Raw genomic sequence first — 17486 nt, 5'->3', positions numbered from 1 at the left:
AAATTGGCAATTTTAACTTACAACCAAAAGCAAGCCTTCTGACCTTAACCTAAATTCCCTTACTTTTGTCATAGGCCTTTATTAGGACCTTTGAACTTGTACGCAATACCTGAAACCATACCCATGTCTGAGTACGACTACCGATCCATTGAGCAGAAGTGGCAGCGCTTCTGGAGCGAAAACAAAACCTTCAAGACAGAAATAGATACAAGCAAACCGAAGTTCTATTCGCTGGACATGTTCCCTTACCCATCAGGAGCTGGTCTGCACGTAGGGCACCCGCTCGGGTACATCGCCTCTGACATTGTGAGCCGTTACAAGCGCCTGAAAGGTTTTAACGTGCTGCACCCAATGGGTTTTGACTCCTTCGGGTTACCCGCTGAGCAGTACGCCATTCAGACAGGGCAGCACCCGGCTGTGACCACCAAGCAGAACATTGAGCGCTACATTGAGCAGCTGAACAACCTGGGCTTCTCCTTTGACTGGGACCGCGAAGTGCGCACCTCAGACCCTGATTACTACAAGTGGACGCAGTGGATCTTCATGCAGTTGTTCAACAGCTGGTACAACTACGCCACTGACAAAGCCGAGCCGATTGACACTCTGGTAGCCGAGTTCAAGATGCGGGGCAACACCCACGTAAACGCCGCCTGCGACGAAGACACCCCGCACGTGACCGCCGATGCCTGGGCCAGACTTTCTGAAAAGGAACAGCAAGACCTCTTATTGAAATATCGCTTAACCTTCTTGTCGGAAGCTGTGGTAAACTGGTGCCCGCAATTAGGAACTGTTTTGGCGAATGACGAGGTAAAAGATGGCGTTTCTGAGCGTGGCGGCTACCCGGTAGAGCGCAAACTCATGAAGCAGTGGATGATGCGCATCACGGCCTATGCTGAGCGCCTGTTGCAGGGTTTGGATACCATTGATTGGCCAGAGCCGGTAAAAGAAATGCAGCGTAACTGGATCGGGAAATCTGTGGGGGCTGAACTGCGCTTTCAACTGTATGGGCACGAGCACAAGCACATCACTGTGTTCACCACCCGTATTGACACCATCTTTGGCGCTAGTTTCGTGGTTTTGGCCCCGGAACACGAATACGTGGAAGAACTCACCACGCCAGAGCAGCGCGCCGAAGTAGAAGAATATGTGACCTGGGCCAAAAACCGCTCAGAGCGCGACCGTATGTCTGACGTGAAAACCGTCACCGGAACCTTCACCGGTTCTTACGCCATCAACCCTATTTCTGGGGAGAAAATCCCCGTTTGGATTGCTGATTACGTGTTGGCGGGTTATGGTACCGGTGCCGTGATGGCCGTTCCCGGTCATGACACCCGTGACTACGCTTTCGCCAAGAAATTCAACTTACCAATCCCGGAAGTAGTAGCTGGTGGTGATTTAAACAAAGAGGCCTTTGTCGCCAAAGAAGGAAAAATCATTAACTCCGGTTTCCTCAACGGCCTTGATGTGAAAGAAGCCATTATAGCCGGTATTCAGCGCGCTGAGGAACTGGGCGTAGGCAAAGCCCGCATCAACTATAGAATGCGCGATGCCGTGTTTGGTCGTCAGCGCTACTGGGGTGAGCCGGTTCCGGTGTATTACAAAGAAGATATTCCGGCGTTGCTGGAAGAAGACGAACTGCCATTGGTGCTACCAGAGGTAGATGCTTACCTTCCTACAGAAACAGGTGAGCCACCATTGGGCCGGGCGCAGAACTGGAAATACCGGGGCGAATACGAGTACGAGCTGAGCACTATGCCCGGTTGGGCAGGCTCCAGCTGGTACTGGTACCGCTACATGGACCCTAAAAACAACAAGGCTTTCGCTGGTAAAGAAGCCATTGATTACTGGCAGAACGTGGACTTGTACATTGGTGGTTCTGAGCACGCGACTGGCCACCTTCTCTACTCCCGCTTCTGGAACAAGTTCCTTTTTGACCTCGGGTTGGTGAACCAGGAAGAGCCGTTCAAGAAACTCATAAATCAGGGCATGATCCAGGGCCGGTCAAACTTTGTGTATCGCATCAAAGATTCCAACACCTTTGTCTCCCATGGCCTGAAAGACCAACACGAGGTTACAGCGCTGCACGTTGACGTAAACATTGTAGAGAATGATGTGCTGGATCTGGAGAAATTCAAAGCCTGGAGACCTGACTTTGCTGATGCCGAGTTCATACTGGAAGACGGTAAATACGTGGTGGGGGTTGAAATTGAGAAGATGTCTAAATCCAAGCACAACGTGGTGAACCCAGATGTGCTGGTAGAAGAATACGGTGCCGATACCCTGCGCATGTACGAAATGTTTTTAGGACCTTTAGAGCAGTTCAAGCCCTGGAACACCAACGGCATGGACGGCGTGTACAAGTTCCTGCGCCGCTTCTGGAAGTTGTTTTTTGACGAGCAGGGAAATCTGGCTTTGACAGACGAGCAACCTACTCCGGCTGAGTTGAAGTCTTTGCACAAGACCATCAAGAAGATAGAGGAAGACGTTGAGCGCTTCTCCTTCGGGACCAGCGTGAGCCAGTTCATGATCTGCGTGAACGAGTTAACTGCTCTTAAAACCAAAAAACGCGCCATTCTGGAGCCGCTTACCATTGTGCTAGCACCTTACGCGCCACACATCACGGAAGAACTGTGGAGCCGCCTTGGCCATACAGAAAGCATCGCCTACGCTGCTTTTCCTGAGTGGAAAGAGGAATTCTTAACGGAGAGCACCTTTGACTACCCTATCTCCATTAACGGCAAAGTGAAATCTAAACTCACCTTTGACCTGAAAATGTCTAAAGAAGACGTGGAGAAAGAAGTACTGGCATCAGAGCAGGTTCAGAAACTGTTAGAAGGTAAACCGGTGAAGAAGGTAATTGTAGTGCCCGGTAAAATTGTCAACGTAGTGATCTAAAATTTTAACGCTCTTTTTAAGGAGATAAGCCTAAAACACCAATTAAAACAAAAGCCTGATCTTTAGTAGATCAGGCTTTTGTTTTATAGCTAAGTGGTACCACCAGAACCATTTATTTACTTTCGCTATACGTATACGCTGAAATATTTTATATCTTCATTACATGGTGAAACGGTACAATATCATCCTCGGCCTAGCCTTACTGGTTGCAGTAGGAGCAGGTTATTATTTTAACCACAACAGGTATTTTCACCGCACCGCAGGAGAAGAAATAACCAGGACAGTCTATGAGGCACTGGAATCAAAGAATGACTGGCGGGTAGAATGGCACTACAACTATGATGCTGGGTTCACTGCCGGGCTAAGCACTTTAGGGATAGGGCTGATCTTCACAGGATTGATAAGCCGGAAACGAATAGGTTTTGCAAAATCAAACCTCACTCAAAAGCGGTTCTCCTAAAGGGTTGTGACTTTGCTTCTGGTATTCTTATCGGAATAGATTCAAGTACAGGAGGCTTTTACCTGGTGTTTTCCAAAGCTCATCAGAAAACCCAGGGGTACTTTCTTCAACCTATTTACAAGCCCAACTCTCCTCTTAGTTTCTTTGGCAATCCCTGAACCACCAGGTTGTAGGAATGGTCAATCAATTCTGGTAAAAGGCCCATCGGCAGAAACGCTTCGGGGGAAATGGTATTCCAGTGCTTTTTGTTCATATGGTACCCCGGTTGAATAGCTGGGTATTGTTCTCTTAGGTCTACTGCCCGCTCCGGATCACATTTCAGGGCCACTCCTTCAGCGTAATGTGACATGCTGCACAAGGCGAACATCTTGCCTGCCACTTTGAAGACCAATGTGTCCTGGTCAAAAGGAAGAGTCTCCTCTACCTGAGGTTTACTGAGGCAGTGCTCTCTGAATTGTTCAATGTTCATGGCAGGGAAGATAAATAAAAAACCACTTGCTCTGGGAACAAGTGGTTCTGTATGTATAAAAATAGTAGCCCTTAGTGAGCCACCCATTTAAAAATCAAATAGATCAACCCGAATAGGAACATGAGCATAGACACCTTATTTATGGTGTGCATGGTGCGAAGGTTGAAGTTAGTTTTACGGTTAGGGTCCTTCTTACGGAAGAAGTACGTTGCAACTTCTGAGAAATCAAAGAGGCCTTTCATCTTTAAAATTATAATGTTCATATAAACAACAATAAACTACATCAAATAGTTACTGTATCTAAATTTTGAGAGAAAATAAAAAAACAGAGAAGAAATAGCAAAACACAACATGGACGTTACTGTTACCCCAACTAAGGGATTTACCAATTGATACGAGATACCAAGCTTGAATAAAACCGCGTCTAGAATAAGGGGGTGAATGAGGTACACCCCAAAAGTGGTTTTGGCAATTCCTCTTATGAAATTTAACAACAATCCTTCTTTAAGAGATATGGAGGTAAAGAATAGATATGTTCCGGAAGTTTTGAACAGAATGATTGGAGATAATATACTATAGAAATAATCTTGAAAGCTGCCTTCAATTTTAGAATAAAGATACGTACCTACAAAGGTGGAAATTGTTCCGCCAAAGAACATCATTAGTCCATATATTCTCCTTTTTCTCAGACCTATTTTTAACTTACTGAAGTAAAAACCCATAAGCATAAATACAAAGCCTGCCCACAATGTTCTTACCTCATTAAGCCATGGGTATTCCTCATAATACAGGCTCGCTAACAGCAACATTTCACTTATAATCAACAAAAAAAGTAAATGTCTCTTCTCTAGCTTTGAAATTAAAGGGCCAAAAAAAGTACAGCCAATGTAAAGCAAGATAATGGTTTGTACAAACCATAAATGAGTTGAAGCCCCATGAACTATCTTTTGGAATATCTCTATCGGTGTAAGCGGAAAATGCGCTCTAGCTTGATAGCAGTAAGCAAAAGACCAGAATAGAAAAGGAGGTACAACCCTCATAAGTCTTTTCTTAAGGAACTCCCCGCGATTTGTTATTTTAGGAATAAGCAAAACTCCGGAAAGCAGCAGGAAAATCCCTACTCCTGACCTAAAAAAAGACTCGAGCGCATTACTCATGAACCAAAAATGATCACTTACTTTACCAAACCCAAAGGTGATAGGAACGGAAGAGTGAATCACCACAACAGAGAAGGCCCCAAAAATGCGGAGTAGGTGCAGCCCAACCATTTCTTGTTTTTGGTGGACTTTATTTATTGACGAAATTAACGGTAAAGGTACCTTCTGGGTATTCAAGGTCTATAGTTACTCTAAACCTACCGGATCGTTCCAGTTTCCGTCTTCTTTGATCAACTCAATCAACTCATCTACAGCACGTTCCTCTGGCACAGACTTCTTTATCACCTGTTGCCCGCGGTACAAGGCAATCTTTCCTTTACCTACCCCCACGTACCCGTAATCAGCATCGGCCATCTCTCCCGGCCCGTTCACAATACAGCCCATAATGCCAATCTTCACGCCCTTTAAATGGTCAGTGCGTTTTCTGATCATGGCGGTGGTTTCCTGTAGGTCAAACAAGGTACGTCCACAACTAGGGCAGCTGATGTACTCAGTTTTACTCATGCGGGTGCGGGCAGCCTGCAGAATCCCAAAGGCTAGTTTGTTCAGCCCTTCTAATGTGTAGCCCCACTCCTCTTTAGACCGGTAGCTGAGATCCTGGGTGCTTAACAAAACCCCATCGCCAAAACCGTCAATCAAAAGGCCCCCCACGTCAGTAGCCGCGTAGAGTTGTACCTGTTCATCCGTCAACTCTTCATAGGACCGCTTGATAATTACTGGTACTGGTTGCCCCTGGTTCATAAGCCTGATGAAGGCTTTGCGCTGTTCAGGCATGGCGTGCTCGTTTTCCGTTTCCAGAATCAGTACCACATCCGGACGATTATGCAGTGTTTCTATGAAATCATTCGTTAACTGACCAAGTGACACCTGCACAAAATTAAGCTGCGGATGATACGAACCAGCCGTTTCAAACTGGACTGCCGTGTACAAAGGAAACCGCTCCTCACGTTGTTCGGCTTCTAACCAGACAGTGTAATCTACTATTTCCTTCAAACCGTTGGGGAGCATAAACGTGATGGGCGTGCTGCCGGTATACACGTAGTCAGCGCCCTGGTCAGTCATGTGGAATTTGTCCAGAGAAGGCGAATAAATATGTCCTACTGGCCGAAGGTCTTCATAGGTGATTTCCTCAAAACGGCTTAAATCTGCCACTACCCTGGGCACATTATGGCCACCCAGGTTCAGCACCTCCCGGGTTTCGCGTCTATGGTATTGGAAGGGAATATACGGCAGATTGCATATCGGTTTGATGGGCGTATGACCAGCACGAGTAGCGTAGCGGTCAATCAGCATTTTAGCCACCGGGGCTTCCAGTTCAGGAGCCTCCGTTAGGGAAACCCGCACTGTGTCGCCCAGGCCGTCCTCTAACAGGGTACCAATGCCCACGGCAGATTTTATTCGACCATCTTCGCCTTCACCAGCTTCGGTGACGCCTAAATGAAGCGGGTACGGCTGTAATCTTTCTTCCTCCAGTTTCTGCACCAGCAACCGGTAAGCTTGCACCATGACCTGCGTATTGCTCGCTTTCATGGAAAGCACTACGTCATAGTAGTTCAGGTCTTCGCAAATACGGAGGAACTCTAACGCACTTTCCACCATGCCCAGCGGGGTGTCTCCGTAGCGGCTTAAAATACGGTCAGACAATGAACCGTGGTTCGTGCCGATGCGCATGGCGGTACCGTACTCTTTGCAGATGTTCACCAGCGGTGTAAACCGCTCCCTGATTCTATCCAGTTCTGCCTGGTAGGTAGCGTCTGTGTATTCAATGACCTGAAATTTCTTTTTATCAGCGTAATTACCTGGGTTCACGCGCACCTTCTCCACCAAGCGGGCGGCCAGCTCGGCGGCATTGGGCGTGAAATGGATATCAGCTATCAAAGGCACGTTGTAGCCTCTGGCACGTAACTCTTTCTTGATTACGCCAAGGTTTTCGGCTTCTTTCACGCTGGGAGCCGTAATGCGCACGTATTCGCAACCAGCCTCCACCATCCTGATCACCTGCTCCACAGACCCCAAGGTGTCCATGGTGTCTACGGTAGTCATAGACTGTACCCTGATGGGATTGTTTCCGCCCATGGCGAGGTCCCCAATACGTACTTCTCGGGAAACTCGGCGGGTATAGTTGATTAAGCTTGGGCAATAGATTCCGCCCAGCGTAAGAGATTCATTGTTCATGGGAAATGATGTTTCCATACTTCTTTAACCCTTCGCTAAAACAGTTTGTTCAGCGTAGTTCTTGTAAAAGTACGAGGTTTTTCTGAGCTGTACAGCTACCTGAAGGTGTATGTATAGAACGGGGCCTTTTTTGTCTTTCGCCTGTATGTCTCAAATATTTTCATAGGGATTTTCAGGAAAGAAAAAAAGAGCAATTTACAAGGAAGCCTTTTCTATAAAGCCTTAATTCTCAAGAGGTAGATTAGAGTTCTATTTTAGCTTTCCTTTTATAAAAACACCCTCAGAAAGCATTGGGCCTAACCTCTACCCGGTTATTATGTTAAAGAAGGAAACACCACTTGGTTCTGGGGCGTACAATATAAACCTAAACGTTCTACCATTATGTCTCTACTGTTTTTATCCCAAAGCCAACGTCAGGCAGCCGCTTTGCTCAGGAAAGCAGGCATGGACCAGGTGCATATTCCAAATACAATACAGCTAACCCGTGAAACCGCCGAAATCTGGCTCCATCAGGAAATGGAGCAGGGAAATTTGCCGCTGGTTTTCCAAATGGTGAAAAGCGATTGCCTGGAAAAGGATTCACAGTTGTTGTTTGATGAGCTGAAGGATTTGGTAGTTGCCAAATACATTGTCCGGATGGGCATGGAATATGAAATAGCTTCTAAAACCGCCACCATCATTTTACCTTTCATCCTGAAAAGAATGGTAGAACTGATGCACAAGAACCCGCAGTTTAAAATGTGGTGGGACAACATGGAACTGCGCAAACATCTACCTAGCCGCGAAGGAATCAAAACTAAACTTAGGAACGTAGGCCAAAGCCTGTCTGGAAACCAGGCCTCAGAAAGCGGGGCTTTTATTTAGTCTATGCCTTTGTTGAAACCAGGTTTTTAAACGTTCAAAAACGTCTTAGACAAAAAGTTTAAACAGTGAGGAGAGAACAGGATTATTGCTCCTCCTCACCTTCTCTTAACATAGGGTCTTCCGTTGAGGCATTGGCTTCCCCTTGTTCCTTTAATCTTTCAATTCTATTTCCAATACGGCTGTGAACCCCTCTGTCTTTGAGGTAGGTCTGCTGGTCCAGGTCAAAGTCTTTTGGGTTGAAATCCCTCGCTATTTCATGTAACTGGAAGATATAGGTATCAATCCGGTTAATGGCTTCAGAAACAAATTCAGTTGCGTGATCATTCTCTTCTGAAAGGCCTTCCTTTACTTCCTCTGCTTTGCGTATCTCCTGCTGAATGAGTTGCGCAGGCTCAATACCCATGGCCCGTTCTGTTTTTAAGCGCTTTTTGAATTCTGGTACGTCAAAGTTCATTTGGTTTCTTTTTCTACTTACAGTGATTGCTATCGGTACGGGTTTGAAGTCCATGAGGTTAAGCAGCATCTTTAAACCTTATGTATCTAGAATCGTAGCCCCTAAAGAATCTTATTTTACCCCCTATGCCGGTTCCTTTTTTACAGAGAAGCCATGTATTTGCCGCTCAATTGCTGCACAAGGCAGGCTTGACCGTAAGCCAAATTCCGCAGGCTGTACAAGTCACCCGCGAGACCGTGGAGCACTGGTTGCAAAAGGAATTGGAAAGCGGCAATGCCCAACAGGTACTACTGGTATTGAAAGGACATGTGCAGGAAAAAGGACCTAAGTTGTTATTAGGCAAACTGCAAGATATGTTGTTAGTCAGGCTCGTGCTTCATTTAGGAATAAGAGGCGCCCTTGCAACCAATATTGCTACCTTGATTTTGCCTTTCGTTTTAAAGAGAGTGTATGACCTGGCCAGGCAGAACCCTAAAATGCAGGCTTGGTGGCGGGAACAGGAATGGAGCCGGCGTATACCTACTATTGAAAAGATCAGGTCAAGAATAAAAGAAGCCGGAACCAGATTAACGCCGAGTCGCTTCAAACCTTCAGATGACCCGAACATATTTATTTAGGTGTTTGTGAACCTGATCAGGGGTTAATTATCAGAATTCGCAGTAAAACCAAGCATAAAAAAAGCCTCTGCAAACTGCAGAGGCTTTTGTATTTGGAAATTGCTAGGGATTAATGACGGAATAACATCTCACGGTATTTCACCAGAGGCCACTGTTCGTCTTCCACAATCAGCTCTAGTTTGTCTACGCTGTAGCGAAGAGTATCAAAGAAGCCCAACACCTCGTCGGTGTACATGATGGCGCGCTCACGCGTGTCTTCAATTTTGTTGGCTACTTTCCGCTGCTCAATCATGGCATCTACGGTGTTCTTGATGGTGGTCAAGTGGCCGGAAATGTCTTTGATAGTTTCCAGAGTGGTGTTGATGTACTCATCGTTATCTAACCCAATTTCACGCAGACCTTTGATGTTTTGTACCAATTTGGTCTGGTAAGCAATAGCCGTAGGAATGATGTGGTTCATGGCCAGGTCACCCATCACCCGCGACTCAATCTGCACACGTTTGATGTAGTCTTCAAGCAAAATTTCGTGGCGGGCGTGTAACTCTCGGGCGTTGAAAATGTTATGCTTGGTAAAGAGTTCCATAGCCGTTTCATCCACCAGTTTATCCAAAGCTTGTGGTGTCTTGCGAATATTGCTCAGACCGCGACGCTCCGCTTCTTCTTCCCACTCTTTAGAATAGCCATTTCCCTCAAACCGGATGGCTTTGGAAGAAATCACATACTCGCGCAGCACATCAATAATGGCTACTTCTTTTTTCTTGCCTTGGGCCATCATCTCGTCCACGCTGTTTTTGAAGTCGATTAACTGGTCCGCAACGATAGCGTTGAGCGTGGTCATGGCATTTGAGCTGTTGGCAGAAGAACCTACGGCTCTGAACTCAAACTTATTTCCGGTGAAAGCGAACGGTGAGGTACGGTTACGGTCTGTGTTGTCAAGTAAGATTTCAGGGATTTTGTCAATACCCAGTTTCAGGTACACGTTATCGCCTTTGTCTAACGGTAACTTTGCAGTACGCTCCAGTTCATCTAAAACCTCGGTTAATTTCTTCCCGATGAACACAGACATGATGGCTGGTGGTGCTTCGTTCGCACCAAGACGGTGGTCATTGCTAGCTGAGGCGATGCTGGCGCGCAGCAAATCCGCATAGCGGTGAACGGCTTTCACCGTGGTGATAAAGAAGGTAAGGAACTGAAGGTTTTCTTTAGGACGACGGCCAGGCCCTAACAGGTTAACACCGGTGTCTGTGCTAAGGGCCCAGTTGTTGTGCTTGCCGCTTCCGTTTACGCCTTTGAAAGGTTTTTCGTGCAACAATACCTTAAAGTGATGCTTTTCAGCCACCCTTTCTAAGATATCCATTAACAACTGATTATGATCCACAGCCAGGTTCGCTTCTTCAAAGGTAGGAGCGCACTCAAACTGGTTTGGAGCCACCTCGTTGTGACGGGTTCTCAACGGAATACCCAGTTTATGGGACTCCGCCTCAAAGTCAATCATGAACGCGTGCACGCGGGAAGGAATGGCACCAAAGTAGTGGTCTTCTAACTGCTGACCTTTGGCGGGCTCATGGCCAAATACGGTTCTACCCGTCATCACCAGGTCCGGACGGGCATCAAACAACGCACGGTCCACCAGAAAATACTCCTGCTCAATACCCAAGGTAGTGGTCACTTTGGTGACATCTTTGTCAAAGTATTGGCACACATCTACCGCGGCTTTCTCTACCTGAGTTAAACTTTTCAGCAAAGGAGCTTTGTAATCAAGCGCCTCACCGGTATAAGAAACAAAGATGGTAGGAATACAAAGAGTTTTGGCACCAGCGTTCTCAATGATGAAAGCTGGGGAGGTTGGGTCCCAGGCAGTATATCCGCGGGCCTCAAACGTGTTCCGGATACCACCACTAGGGAAAGAAGAGGCATCTGGCTCTTGTTGTACCAGGGCACTTCCCTTAAACACTTCAATGGCGCGACCGTCTGAGCTCAAGTCAAAGAAAGAGTCGTGTTTTTCAGCTGTTTCACCAGTAAGCGGCTGGAACCAGTGGGTGTAGTGAGTAGCTCCGCGGCTCAAGGCCCAGGTTTTCATGGCACCCGCCACGGCATCGGCTAGGTTGCGGTCAACTTTACTACCGGTTCTAATGGCGAACTGCAGGCGTTTAAAATAATCGCCGGCTAAGGTAGAACGCATGGCTTCAATGCCAAAAACGTTGCTTCCATAGTAATCAGAGATTTTGTCAGAAGGTAGCTTCACCTCTACTGGCGTTCGTTGGTTTACCAACTCCAGCGCCTTAAAACGAAGAATGGCCATGAATTTTGTTTGTTTGTAAAATCTGCATCAAATGTAGGGCAGAAAAATTTACTTACAAGCAACACCCTATATTTTTTAGAGCTATTTTTTTCTTGACTCCCTATTTTCAAACCAAAGCACCCTTATTTTTAATACCATTTTATAAAAACAAGGTAATTTCTACAAGTATATACCTCCAAAATAACACCCCTATCAGAATTACCTGCTTTTTGCAGATGCCCTATTAGCGGTATATTTGACTTGTGAAAAGAATACTTACCAGATCCATCTCCTATTTTCTGTTCTGGACTCTCTTTTTTGAGGTGTGCCGGACTTTTTTCCTTCTGTACCAGCATTCCAAAACAGCTACACTTACTGCCTCTGAAATTGGCAAGGTGCTTTGGTACGGCCTCCGGATGGACCTTTCCTTTGCCGCTTACTTAAGTGTGATCCCGTTTCTGCTCTTCTTAAATGAAGTTGCTTTCAGAAAAAAGGTACTTCTGAAGTTGGTTCATGTCTTTACCTATGCCCTGCTCCCGCTGTTGGTGTTATTGGTGACCATAGACCTTGAACTGTATTCGGCTTGGGGGTTTAGGTTAGATTCTACCCCATTGCAGTACCTCAATACCCCCGCCGAAATGCTGGCCTCCACCGCCTCGGCCCCGGTGTGGCTATTGGTGTTGTTTTACATAGTATTGCTGGTGATTGGAGTAGTTGGGTATACTTTCCTTAAGCATAAATGGGGTGTTTCTCCAAAAAGAAGCTCAAAACAATTAGCGGCAGACCTTTTACTTAGTTTTTTCCTTCTGGCTTTGTTGGTGCTGCCCATCCGGGGAGGTTGGCAGCAGATTCCTTTAAACCAAAGTGACGTTTACTTTTCCCAAAAAAATTTCGCGAACCATGCCGGAGTAAACGTGCCTTGGAACGTAATGCATTCGGTTATCAAAAAGAACCACAACACCAAGAATCCTTACCAGTATTTAGACGAACAAAAGGCCCAAACCCTGGTGCAGGAACTGTATCAGCCAAAGAGTGACACCATTCCAACTGTGCTTCGGGTGAAGAAGCCTAATGTGTTGTTTATCATCCTGGAAAGCTACACGGCTAAATTAATTGGTGCGCTGGGTGGCCCCTCTGAGGTGACCCCAAATTTCAACGCTCTGGCCAAAGAGGGAATCCTGTTCCAGAACATCTACGCCGCCGGTGACCGAAGCGAAAAAGGCATGGTGGCATTGCTCAGCGGATACCCGGTACAGACCACCACCTCCATCATCAAAACGCCTAAAAAGACTGAACGACTGCCCCAATTGGCGGCGGAACTGAAAAAACTGGGTTACGGCACCTACTATTACTACGGCGGTGAATTAGCATTTGCAAACATCAAGTCTTACCTCATCAACGGCCAGTATGACAAGCTACTGGAGAAATCAGATTTTGGCAGTGAGAACTACAACTCCAAGTGGGGCGTGCACGACCACATCTTATTTGACAAAGTACTCGCCGACCACCAGAACCCTAAGGAACCGTTCCTAACAACTGTTTTCACCCTCAGCAGCCACGAACCGTATGACGTTCCCATTCCGGCTAAGTTTCCGGGAACAGATGAGGAAACGCAATTCAAGAACTCCTTTTACTACACCGACTGGGCATTGGGTCGCTTCATCTCTGCCGCGAAAAAAATGCCTTGGTGGCAGAATACACTGGTGGTACTGGTAGCCGACCACGGGCACCATTTCCCTGGCAGGGACCAAAACGATGCGCCCAGCAAGTTCCGGATTCCGCTTTTGATTGCTGGCGGCGCTTTGGCAGTGAAAGACACTGTCATTACCACTATTGGTTCTCAAACAGATGTAGTGCCTACTCTGTTGCAGCAGCTAGGACTGCCCACCCATCACTTTGCCTGGAGCAAAAACCTGCTTGATGCCAAAGCTACTCCTTTCGCTTTTTACGTTTTCAATGATGGCTTCGGGATGGTTTCGCCGCAGGGGGTAGTGACCTTTGACAACGTAGCGCAACGTCCTATTCTGCGCGAGCCTGGGGTAACCGATCAACAGGTGGAACAAGGCAAAGCCTACATGCAAACAAGTTTTGGGGATTTCCTGAAGAAATAAGTTTGTTTATGTTGCTGAGGATAGATGTATTTTGAAGCTGATATTCTAAAAACAGCTATAAAACGAAGAACAACCTCTCTATAAAGCGCAACTATTTCCGATTCTCCGTACCTTTGTGCCTTAATTATGAAAAAGGTAGCTTTCTATACACTAGGTTGTAAACTCAATTTCTCTGAGACTTCTACCCTGTCCCGTATCTTTCAGGAACGAGGCTTTGAAAAGGTGGAGTTTACTGACACGCCTGATATATATGTGATTAACACTTGCTCCGTGACTGATAATGCGGACAAGAAATGCCGGAAGGTAGTGAAAGAGGCATTGAAGCATTCACCCAACGCCTTCATTACCATAGTAGGTTGCTACGCCCAGTTAAAGCCGAAAGAGATCTCTGAGATCCCTGGCGTTGATGCTGTATTGGGTGCCGCAGAGAAGTTCCAGTTGGTAGACATCCTGGAGACGTTTGAGAAGAAAGACGCGCCGCAGGTGCACGCCAGTCCGGTGTCTGAGGCCAATACCTTCGTAAATGCTTACTCTTTCGGGGACCGTACCCGCACCTTCCTGAAAGTGCAGGACGGCTGTGATTATTCCTGCACCTTCTGCACCATTCCGCAGGCCCGCGGCAAAAGCCGGAGCAATACCATTGAGAAAGTGGTGGCCGAGGCCCGCAGCATTGGTGAATCGGGCGTGAAGGAGATTGTATTAACAGGCGTGAACACCGGCGACTTTGGGTTGCAGGAAGGCGTACGCCAAGAGAATTTCTTCCAGTTGGTACAGGCTTTAGATGAGGTGGAGAACGTAAACCGTTTCCGGATTTCCTCCATTGAGCCTAATCTTTTAAGTGAAGAGATCATCGGGTTTGTGGCTACCTCTCAACGGTTTATGCCGCACTTCCACGTACCGTTGCAATCAGGTAGCAACAAGATTCTGAAGCTGATGCGCCGCCGGTACCTGCGCGAGTTGTACGCCCAACGCGTGGAATGGATCAAGGCTGCTATGCCGCATGCCTGTATTGGGGTTGACGTGATTGTGGGTTTCCCCGGTGAAACGGAGGAAGACTTTCTGGAGACGTATAACTTCCTGAACAACTTAGACATAAGCTACCTGCACGTGTTCCCGTATTCTGAACGGGCCAACACCCTGGCATTGGAGTTGCCGGGCGTAGTACCACAGAAAGAGCGTAACCGCCGCGCCGACATGCTGCGCATTCTCTCAGAAAAGAAAAAGCGGGCCTTCTATGAAAGCCAGATTGGCTATGAAGGTCGTGTGCTATTTGAAGCAGACATTACCGACGGGTACATGGAAGGCTTCACCGAAAACTACGTGCGCGTGGTAGCCAAATATGACCCGGTACTGGTAAATGAGCAGAAACACGTGCGGCTGACCAATATCACCACCTCCGGATTGATGGAGGCTGAGGAGACTTACCACGAGTTGTTGACGCACTAATCCTTGCTTGTTATTTAATGTAAAAGCAGAAGCCCGCTCTTTTGAACAAGAAGCGGGCTTCTGCTTTAGAGGCTGTTGTAAGTAAATTAATGTAAAGTTCACTTGTCTTTTGTTATGTAAACTATACATAGTCATGAAAACACGTTTCTTGTTTCCCCACCAGTTTAAGAAACTTGGCTGGATCATTTTACTTCCTTCTTTGGTATTGGCTCTCCTGCTCATGAAGGATGTAGTGGCATTTTCCTGGTTAGACGTTAAGGTATTCGCCATGTATAATCCACCCTTTCTTGGGGAGACAGAGCAGTCCTTTGGTATAACAGAAAACAATATAGCCGATGAAATTCTTGCGTGCCTTTTGATAGTAGGAACCCTGTTAGTGGCCTGTTCAGAGGTAAAACAGGAAGACGAGTTTATAGGAAAACTACGCTTTGAGTCGCTTCTTTGGGCCTTGTATGTAAATGCTGCCCTGCTCTTGTTCGCTATCCTGTTTATTTATGGTTTAGGTTTTTACAAGGCCATGGTGTACCATCTCTTTACCTTGATGCTGCTCTTCTTAGTAAAATTTCACCTGGAGCTTTACCGTATCTCTAAAGTACCCGCGTATGAAGAATAACGTGCGAAACGAACGCGTTGCCCAAAAACTTACTCAGGATGAACTTGCCAAGAAAATTGGAGTAAGCCGACAGACCATTAATGCCATGGAAACAAATAAATACATTCCTTCCACAGTCTTGGCTTTGAAAGTGGCACTACTCTTAAACAAAAAAGTTGAAGAGCTTTTTATTTTGGAGGAGGACGATTAACTCTTCACCGAAATAATTAGAGTATTTCGCACCCCTAGAACCTTAAGCTGCTGTTGCTGCAATGCTTACCCGTTGAATATTGCTCCTAACTTTACAATGTGTTTGCAGGCTGTTTTCCGGAAAACGGCTTGCAAACACCTTCCATTAGCCTACAACTTCTTGGGTCTTACCAGTAGTTTGCGCCATGCGCTGCGCCAACACACTGGCGGCAATCAATTGCAGGGCGTGGTACAACATGAGTGGCAAAAGGATGATCCCGACAATATTGGCATCGGGGAAAATCACCTTTGACATTACCGTACCGTGAACCAATGACTTCTTGGAACCACAGAAGATGGCGGTAATCCTGTTTTCCCGAGAGAAGCCCATGGCATTACAAAGCAAGTGAATCAGCCCAAACACCAGAAAGAACAAGGCGACCATAGAGGCTCCCAGCAAAAGCAGTTCGGCTGCGCTGTAGCCTTTGAACATCTCGCGAGCGAAAGAATCACAGAAAGAAGAATAGACAATCAGCAGGATAATGGTTTGGTCAAACAACCGGAGTCTCCCTTTTTGCTGTTCCGCAAAAGTCCCGAACCGCTTGTTCAGCAACACTCCCATGGTAACCGGAAGGAGCACTTGCAACATTAGTTTCATGATTATACTGCCTAAATCCATCTCAGCGGTAGAACTGGTGCTCATGAACAAGCCCATCCAGAGCGGCGTCATAAATACCCCGATCAAGCTGGAGATACTCGCATTGAAAATGGCCGAAGGAATGTTCCCACCCGCTATAGACACCATCACCACCGAGGAAGAAACTGTGGAGGGCAGCGCTGCCACGTAAAACACCCCCAGCCAAAGCAATTGGTTTTCTTGATGAGCTAAAAACAAACTGGCGACGAACACCAGCGCCGGAAACAACAAAAAGGTGCTCAGCTGTACCACTAAATGAAGGCGCCAGTCGCTCAAGCCTGCTTTCAACTTGGCGGGACTTAACCGCAGCCCATAAAAAAAGAAGATCAGCGACACCCCATAGGTAGTGATCTCTTCCAACGGTAGTGGTCCGTTTTCCTCTCCCATGTGCGGCCATGCATAGGCCAGCAGGATCATTGCCAATAGCGCAAGCAGGAAATTATCTAACCCCAGGCGTTTGGTAAATTTACTTACCCGCTCTTGTACGGGCACAAGTGCTACTCCTGTTTCTTTTGTCTCCAAAGCAGTTGGTCTTGCTGAAGGATAGCCCAAGTATTCAGTTCTATCGTTTACAGCTTGTTATTGAAATAAGTACCCAAAACTAGGAGTACGTAACCCAAACAAAAAATTTTAAGGAGTAACGGAAAATCAATTTGTCACCCCTACTACTTGTTCCCCGTTTCTCAAAAAGGATCAACTCTCTTTATAGGTACTCTTTTATACCCTTAACTCTTCTGCTAAAAGTTGTTTTTAAACCCTCTTGTTTTCTATTCTTATTTCTAGCTGAAAAAATATTTAAATAATTTCGCAATAGTACCTTGTTTTGCATAGTACCTTATGATATATTTGTTCCATCCTTAGAGACAAAACACCATTTAACCATTTTCAAAGCCATGGAAAATCTAACCATCCTCCAGTTGCTCCTTCAGGTAATGCTCTTCTTTTGCTCATTTACCGCGCTTGTTTTTGGCTATGTTTTCCTGACTTCAAACCATGGTGCCGCCGCCGTAGAAAAAGCTGTTTCTTCCTCAGAGCGTTTCCCTTTGTAGCTGATGAGGCTTTTTTTTTCTACATGTACC

At 46.4% G+C, this 17486-nt stretch carries 16 protein-coding genes; 9 read left to right on the top strand and 7 right to left on the bottom strand.

What is annotated here, in order from left to right:
- The first annotated feature begins 123 nt into the window (after nt 1-123).
- Together leuS and DC20_RS17870 are read left to right on the top strand one after the other, a co-directional pair.
- A complete protein-coding gene (leuS, locus tag DC20_RS17875) occupies nt 124-2895 on the top strand; it encodes a leucine--tRNA ligase (RefSeq protein ID WP_062545075.1) in 2772 nt (923 codons plus the stop codon).
- Between the two features lie 163 nt (nt 2896-3058).
- The gene (locus DC20_RS17870; protein WP_062545074.1) at nt 3059-3355 is read left to right on the top strand and encodes a hypothetical protein; all 297 of its coding nucleotides are present in this window, start codon (nt 3059-3061) and stop codon (nt 3353-3355) included.
- Nucleotides 3356-3470: 115 nt separating this feature from the next.
- Here DC20_RS17870 and DC20_RS17865 read toward each other — a convergent pair whose 3' ends face one another.
- The 4 genes from DC20_RS17865 to ispG all read right to left on the bottom strand — a co-directional run bounded on the left by DC20_RS17865 (nt 3471) and on the right by ispG (nt 7174).
- Nucleotides 3471-3824 carry an MmcQ/YjbR family DNA-binding protein gene (locus tag DC20_RS17865; RefSeq protein ID WP_062545073.1) on the bottom strand — a complete coding sequence of 118 codons (354 nt, stop codon included), beginning with the start codon at nt 3822-3824 and terminating at the stop codon, nt 3471-3473.
- Between the two features lie 71 nt (nt 3825-3895).
- Nucleotides 3896-4066: a DUF6728 family protein gene (locus DC20_RS17860; protein WP_169788203.1), complete on the bottom strand. Its 171-nt coding sequence runs from the start codon at nt 4064-4066 to the stop codon at nt 3896-3898.
- 36 nt (nt 4067-4102) lie between these two features.
- On the bottom strand, nt 4103-5158 hold the full coding sequence (locus tag DC20_RS17855; protein WP_157593233.1) for an acyltransferase: 1056 nt from the start codon (nt 5156-5158) through the stop codon (nt 4103-4105).
- A 9-nt stretch (nt 5159-5167) separates the two neighbouring features.
- The gene (ispG, locus tag DC20_RS17850; RefSeq protein WP_083470373.1) at nt 5168-7174 is read right to left on the bottom strand and encodes a (E)-4-hydroxy-3-methylbut-2-enyl-diphosphate synthase; all 2007 of its coding nucleotides are present in this window, start codon (nt 7172-7174) and stop codon (nt 5168-5170) included.
- A 363-nt stretch (nt 7175-7537) separates the two neighbouring features.
- Between ispG and DC20_RS17845 the strand changes: the two genes are divergently transcribed.
- Nucleotides 7538-8020: a hypothetical protein gene (locus DC20_RS17845; RefSeq protein ID WP_062545069.1), complete on the top strand. Its 483-nt coding sequence runs from the start codon at nt 7538-7540 to the stop codon at nt 8018-8020.
- Between the two features lie 82 nt (nt 8021-8102).
- Here DC20_RS17845 and DC20_RS17840 read toward each other — a convergent pair whose 3' ends face one another.
- Nucleotides 8103-8474, bottom strand: a complete 372-nt coding sequence (locus DC20_RS17840; RefSeq protein ID WP_157593231.1) for a hypothetical protein — start codon at nt 8472-8474, stop codon at nt 8103-8105.
- Between the two features lie 125 nt (nt 8475-8599).
- Here DC20_RS17840 and DC20_RS17835 point away from each other — a divergent pair, with 125 nt between their 5' ends.
- Nucleotides 8600-9091, top strand: a complete 492-nt coding sequence (locus tag DC20_RS17835; RefSeq protein WP_062545067.1) for a hypothetical protein — start codon at nt 8600-8602, stop codon at nt 9089-9091.
- Between the two features lie 109 nt (nt 9092-9200).
- On the opposite strand, the gene DC20_RS17830 is transcribed toward DC20_RS17835, so the two are convergent.
- The gene (locus tag DC20_RS17830) at nt 9201-11393 is read right to left on the bottom strand and encodes a glutamine synthetase III family protein (protein ID WP_062545066.1); all 2193 of its coding nucleotides are present in this window, start codon (nt 11391-11393) and stop codon (nt 9201-9203) included.
- Between the two features lie 242 nt (nt 11394-11635).
- On the opposite strand from DC20_RS17830, the gene DC20_RS17825 reads away from it, so the two are divergent.
- The 4 genes from DC20_RS17825 (at nt 11636) to DC20_RS17810 (ending at nt 15732) form a co-directional block, all read left to right on the top strand.
- The gene (locus DC20_RS17825; RefSeq protein ID WP_062545065.1) at nt 11636-13483 is read left to right on the top strand and encodes an LTA synthase family protein; all 1848 of its coding nucleotides are present in this window, start codon (nt 11636-11638) and stop codon (nt 13481-13483) included.
- Nucleotides 13484-13609: 126 nt separating this feature from the next.
- A complete protein-coding gene (gene mtaB / locus DC20_RS17820; protein WP_062545064.1) occupies nt 13610-14929 on the top strand; it encodes a tRNA (N(6)-L-threonylcarbamoyladenosine(37)-C(2))-methylthiotransferase MtaB in 1320 nt (439 codons plus the stop codon).
- Nucleotides 14930-15062: 133 nt separating this feature from the next.
- A complete protein-coding gene (locus tag DC20_RS17815) occupies nt 15063-15542 on the top strand; it encodes a hypothetical protein (RefSeq protein ID WP_062545063.1) in 480 nt (159 codons plus the stop codon).
- A complete protein-coding gene (locus tag DC20_RS17810) occupies nt 15532-15732 on the top strand; it encodes a helix-turn-helix transcriptional regulator (protein ID WP_062545062.1) in 201 nt (66 codons plus the stop codon). Before DC20_RS17815 ends, DC20_RS17810 begins: the two co-directional genes overlap by 11 nt.
- A 144-nt stretch (nt 15733-15876) precedes the next feature.
- On the opposite strand, the gene DC20_RS17805 is transcribed toward DC20_RS17810, so the two are convergent.
- Complete coding sequence (locus DC20_RS17805) at nt 15877-16824, bottom strand: bile acid:sodium symporter family protein (protein ID WP_157593417.1); 948 nt, start codon at nt 16822-16824, stop codon at nt 15877-15879.
- Nucleotides 16825-17300: 476 nt separating this feature from the next.
- Here DC20_RS17805 and DC20_RS17800 point away from each other — a divergent pair, with 476 nt between their 5' ends.
- Nucleotides 17301-17456, top strand: coding sequence for a hypothetical protein (locus DC20_RS17800; protein ID WP_157593229.1), 156 nt, complete (start codon nt 17301-17303; stop codon nt 17454-17456).
- The last annotated feature ends 30 nt before the right edge of the window (nt 17457-17486 follow it).

It is taken from the genome of Rufibacter tibetensis, from assembly GCF_001310085.1.
Lineage (GTDB): Bacteria > Bacteroidota > Bacteroidia > Cytophagales > Hymenobacteraceae > Nibribacter > Nibribacter tibetensis.
Note: the sequence above shows the minus strand (reverse complement) of the source record. Positions and strands in the feature narration are given on the sequence as shown.

What these genes read in the sequence shown, in the direction of transcription:
- leuS (WP_062545075.1), top strand. Translation starts at nt 124, where the DNA reads ATGTCTGAGTACGACTACCGATCCATTGAGCAGAAGTGGCAGCGCTTC.
- DC20_RS17870 (WP_062545074.1), top strand. Translation starts at nt 3,059, where the DNA reads ATGGTGAAACGGTACAATATCATCCTCGGCCTAGCCTTACTGGTTGCA.
- DC20_RS17865 (WP_062545073.1), bottom strand. Translation starts at nt 3,824, where the DNA reads ATGAACATTGAACAATTCAGAGAGCACTGCCTCAGTAAACCTCAGGTA.
- DC20_RS17860 (WP_169788203.1), bottom strand. Translation starts at nt 4,066, where the DNA reads ATGAAAGGCCTCTTTGATTTCTCAGAAGTTGCAACGTACTTCTTCCGT.
- ispG (WP_083470373.1), bottom strand. Translation starts at nt 7,174, where the DNA reads ATGGAAACATCATTTCCCATGAACAATGAATCTCTTACGCTGGGCGGA.
- DC20_RS17845 (WP_062545069.1), top strand. Translation starts at nt 7,538, where the DNA reads ATGTCTCTACTGTTTTTATCCCAAAGCCAACGTCAGGCAGCCGCTTTG.
- DC20_RS17840 (WP_157593231.1), bottom strand. Translation starts at nt 8,474, where the DNA reads ATGAACTTTGACGTACCAGAATTCAAAAAGCGCTTAAAAACAGAACGG.
- DC20_RS17835 (WP_062545067.1), top strand. Translation starts at nt 8,600, where the DNA reads ATGCCGGTTCCTTTTTTACAGAGAAGCCATGTATTTGCCGCTCAATTG.
- DC20_RS17830 (WP_062545066.1), bottom strand. Translation starts at nt 11,393, where the DNA reads ATGGCCATTCTTCGTTTTAAGGCGCTGGAGTTGGTAAACCAACGAACG.
- mtaB (WP_062545064.1), top strand. Translation starts at nt 13,610, where the DNA reads ATGAAAAAGGTAGCTTTCTATACACTAGGTTGTAAACTCAATTTCTCT.
- DC20_RS17815 (WP_062545063.1), top strand. Translation starts at nt 15,063, where the DNA reads ATGAAAACACGTTTCTTGTTTCCCCACCAGTTTAAGAAACTTGGCTGG.
- DC20_RS17810 (WP_062545062.1), top strand. Translation starts at nt 15,532, where the DNA reads ATGAAGAATAACGTGCGAAACGAACGCGTTGCCCAAAAACTTACTCAG.
- DC20_RS17805 (WP_157593417.1), bottom strand. Translation starts at nt 16,824, where the DNA reads ATGATCCTGCTGGCCTATGCATGGCCGCACATGGGAGAGGAAAACGGA.
- DC20_RS17800 (WP_157593229.1), top strand. Translation starts at nt 17,301, where the DNA reads ATGGAAAATCTAACCATCCTCCAGTTGCTCCTTCAGGTAATGCTCTTC.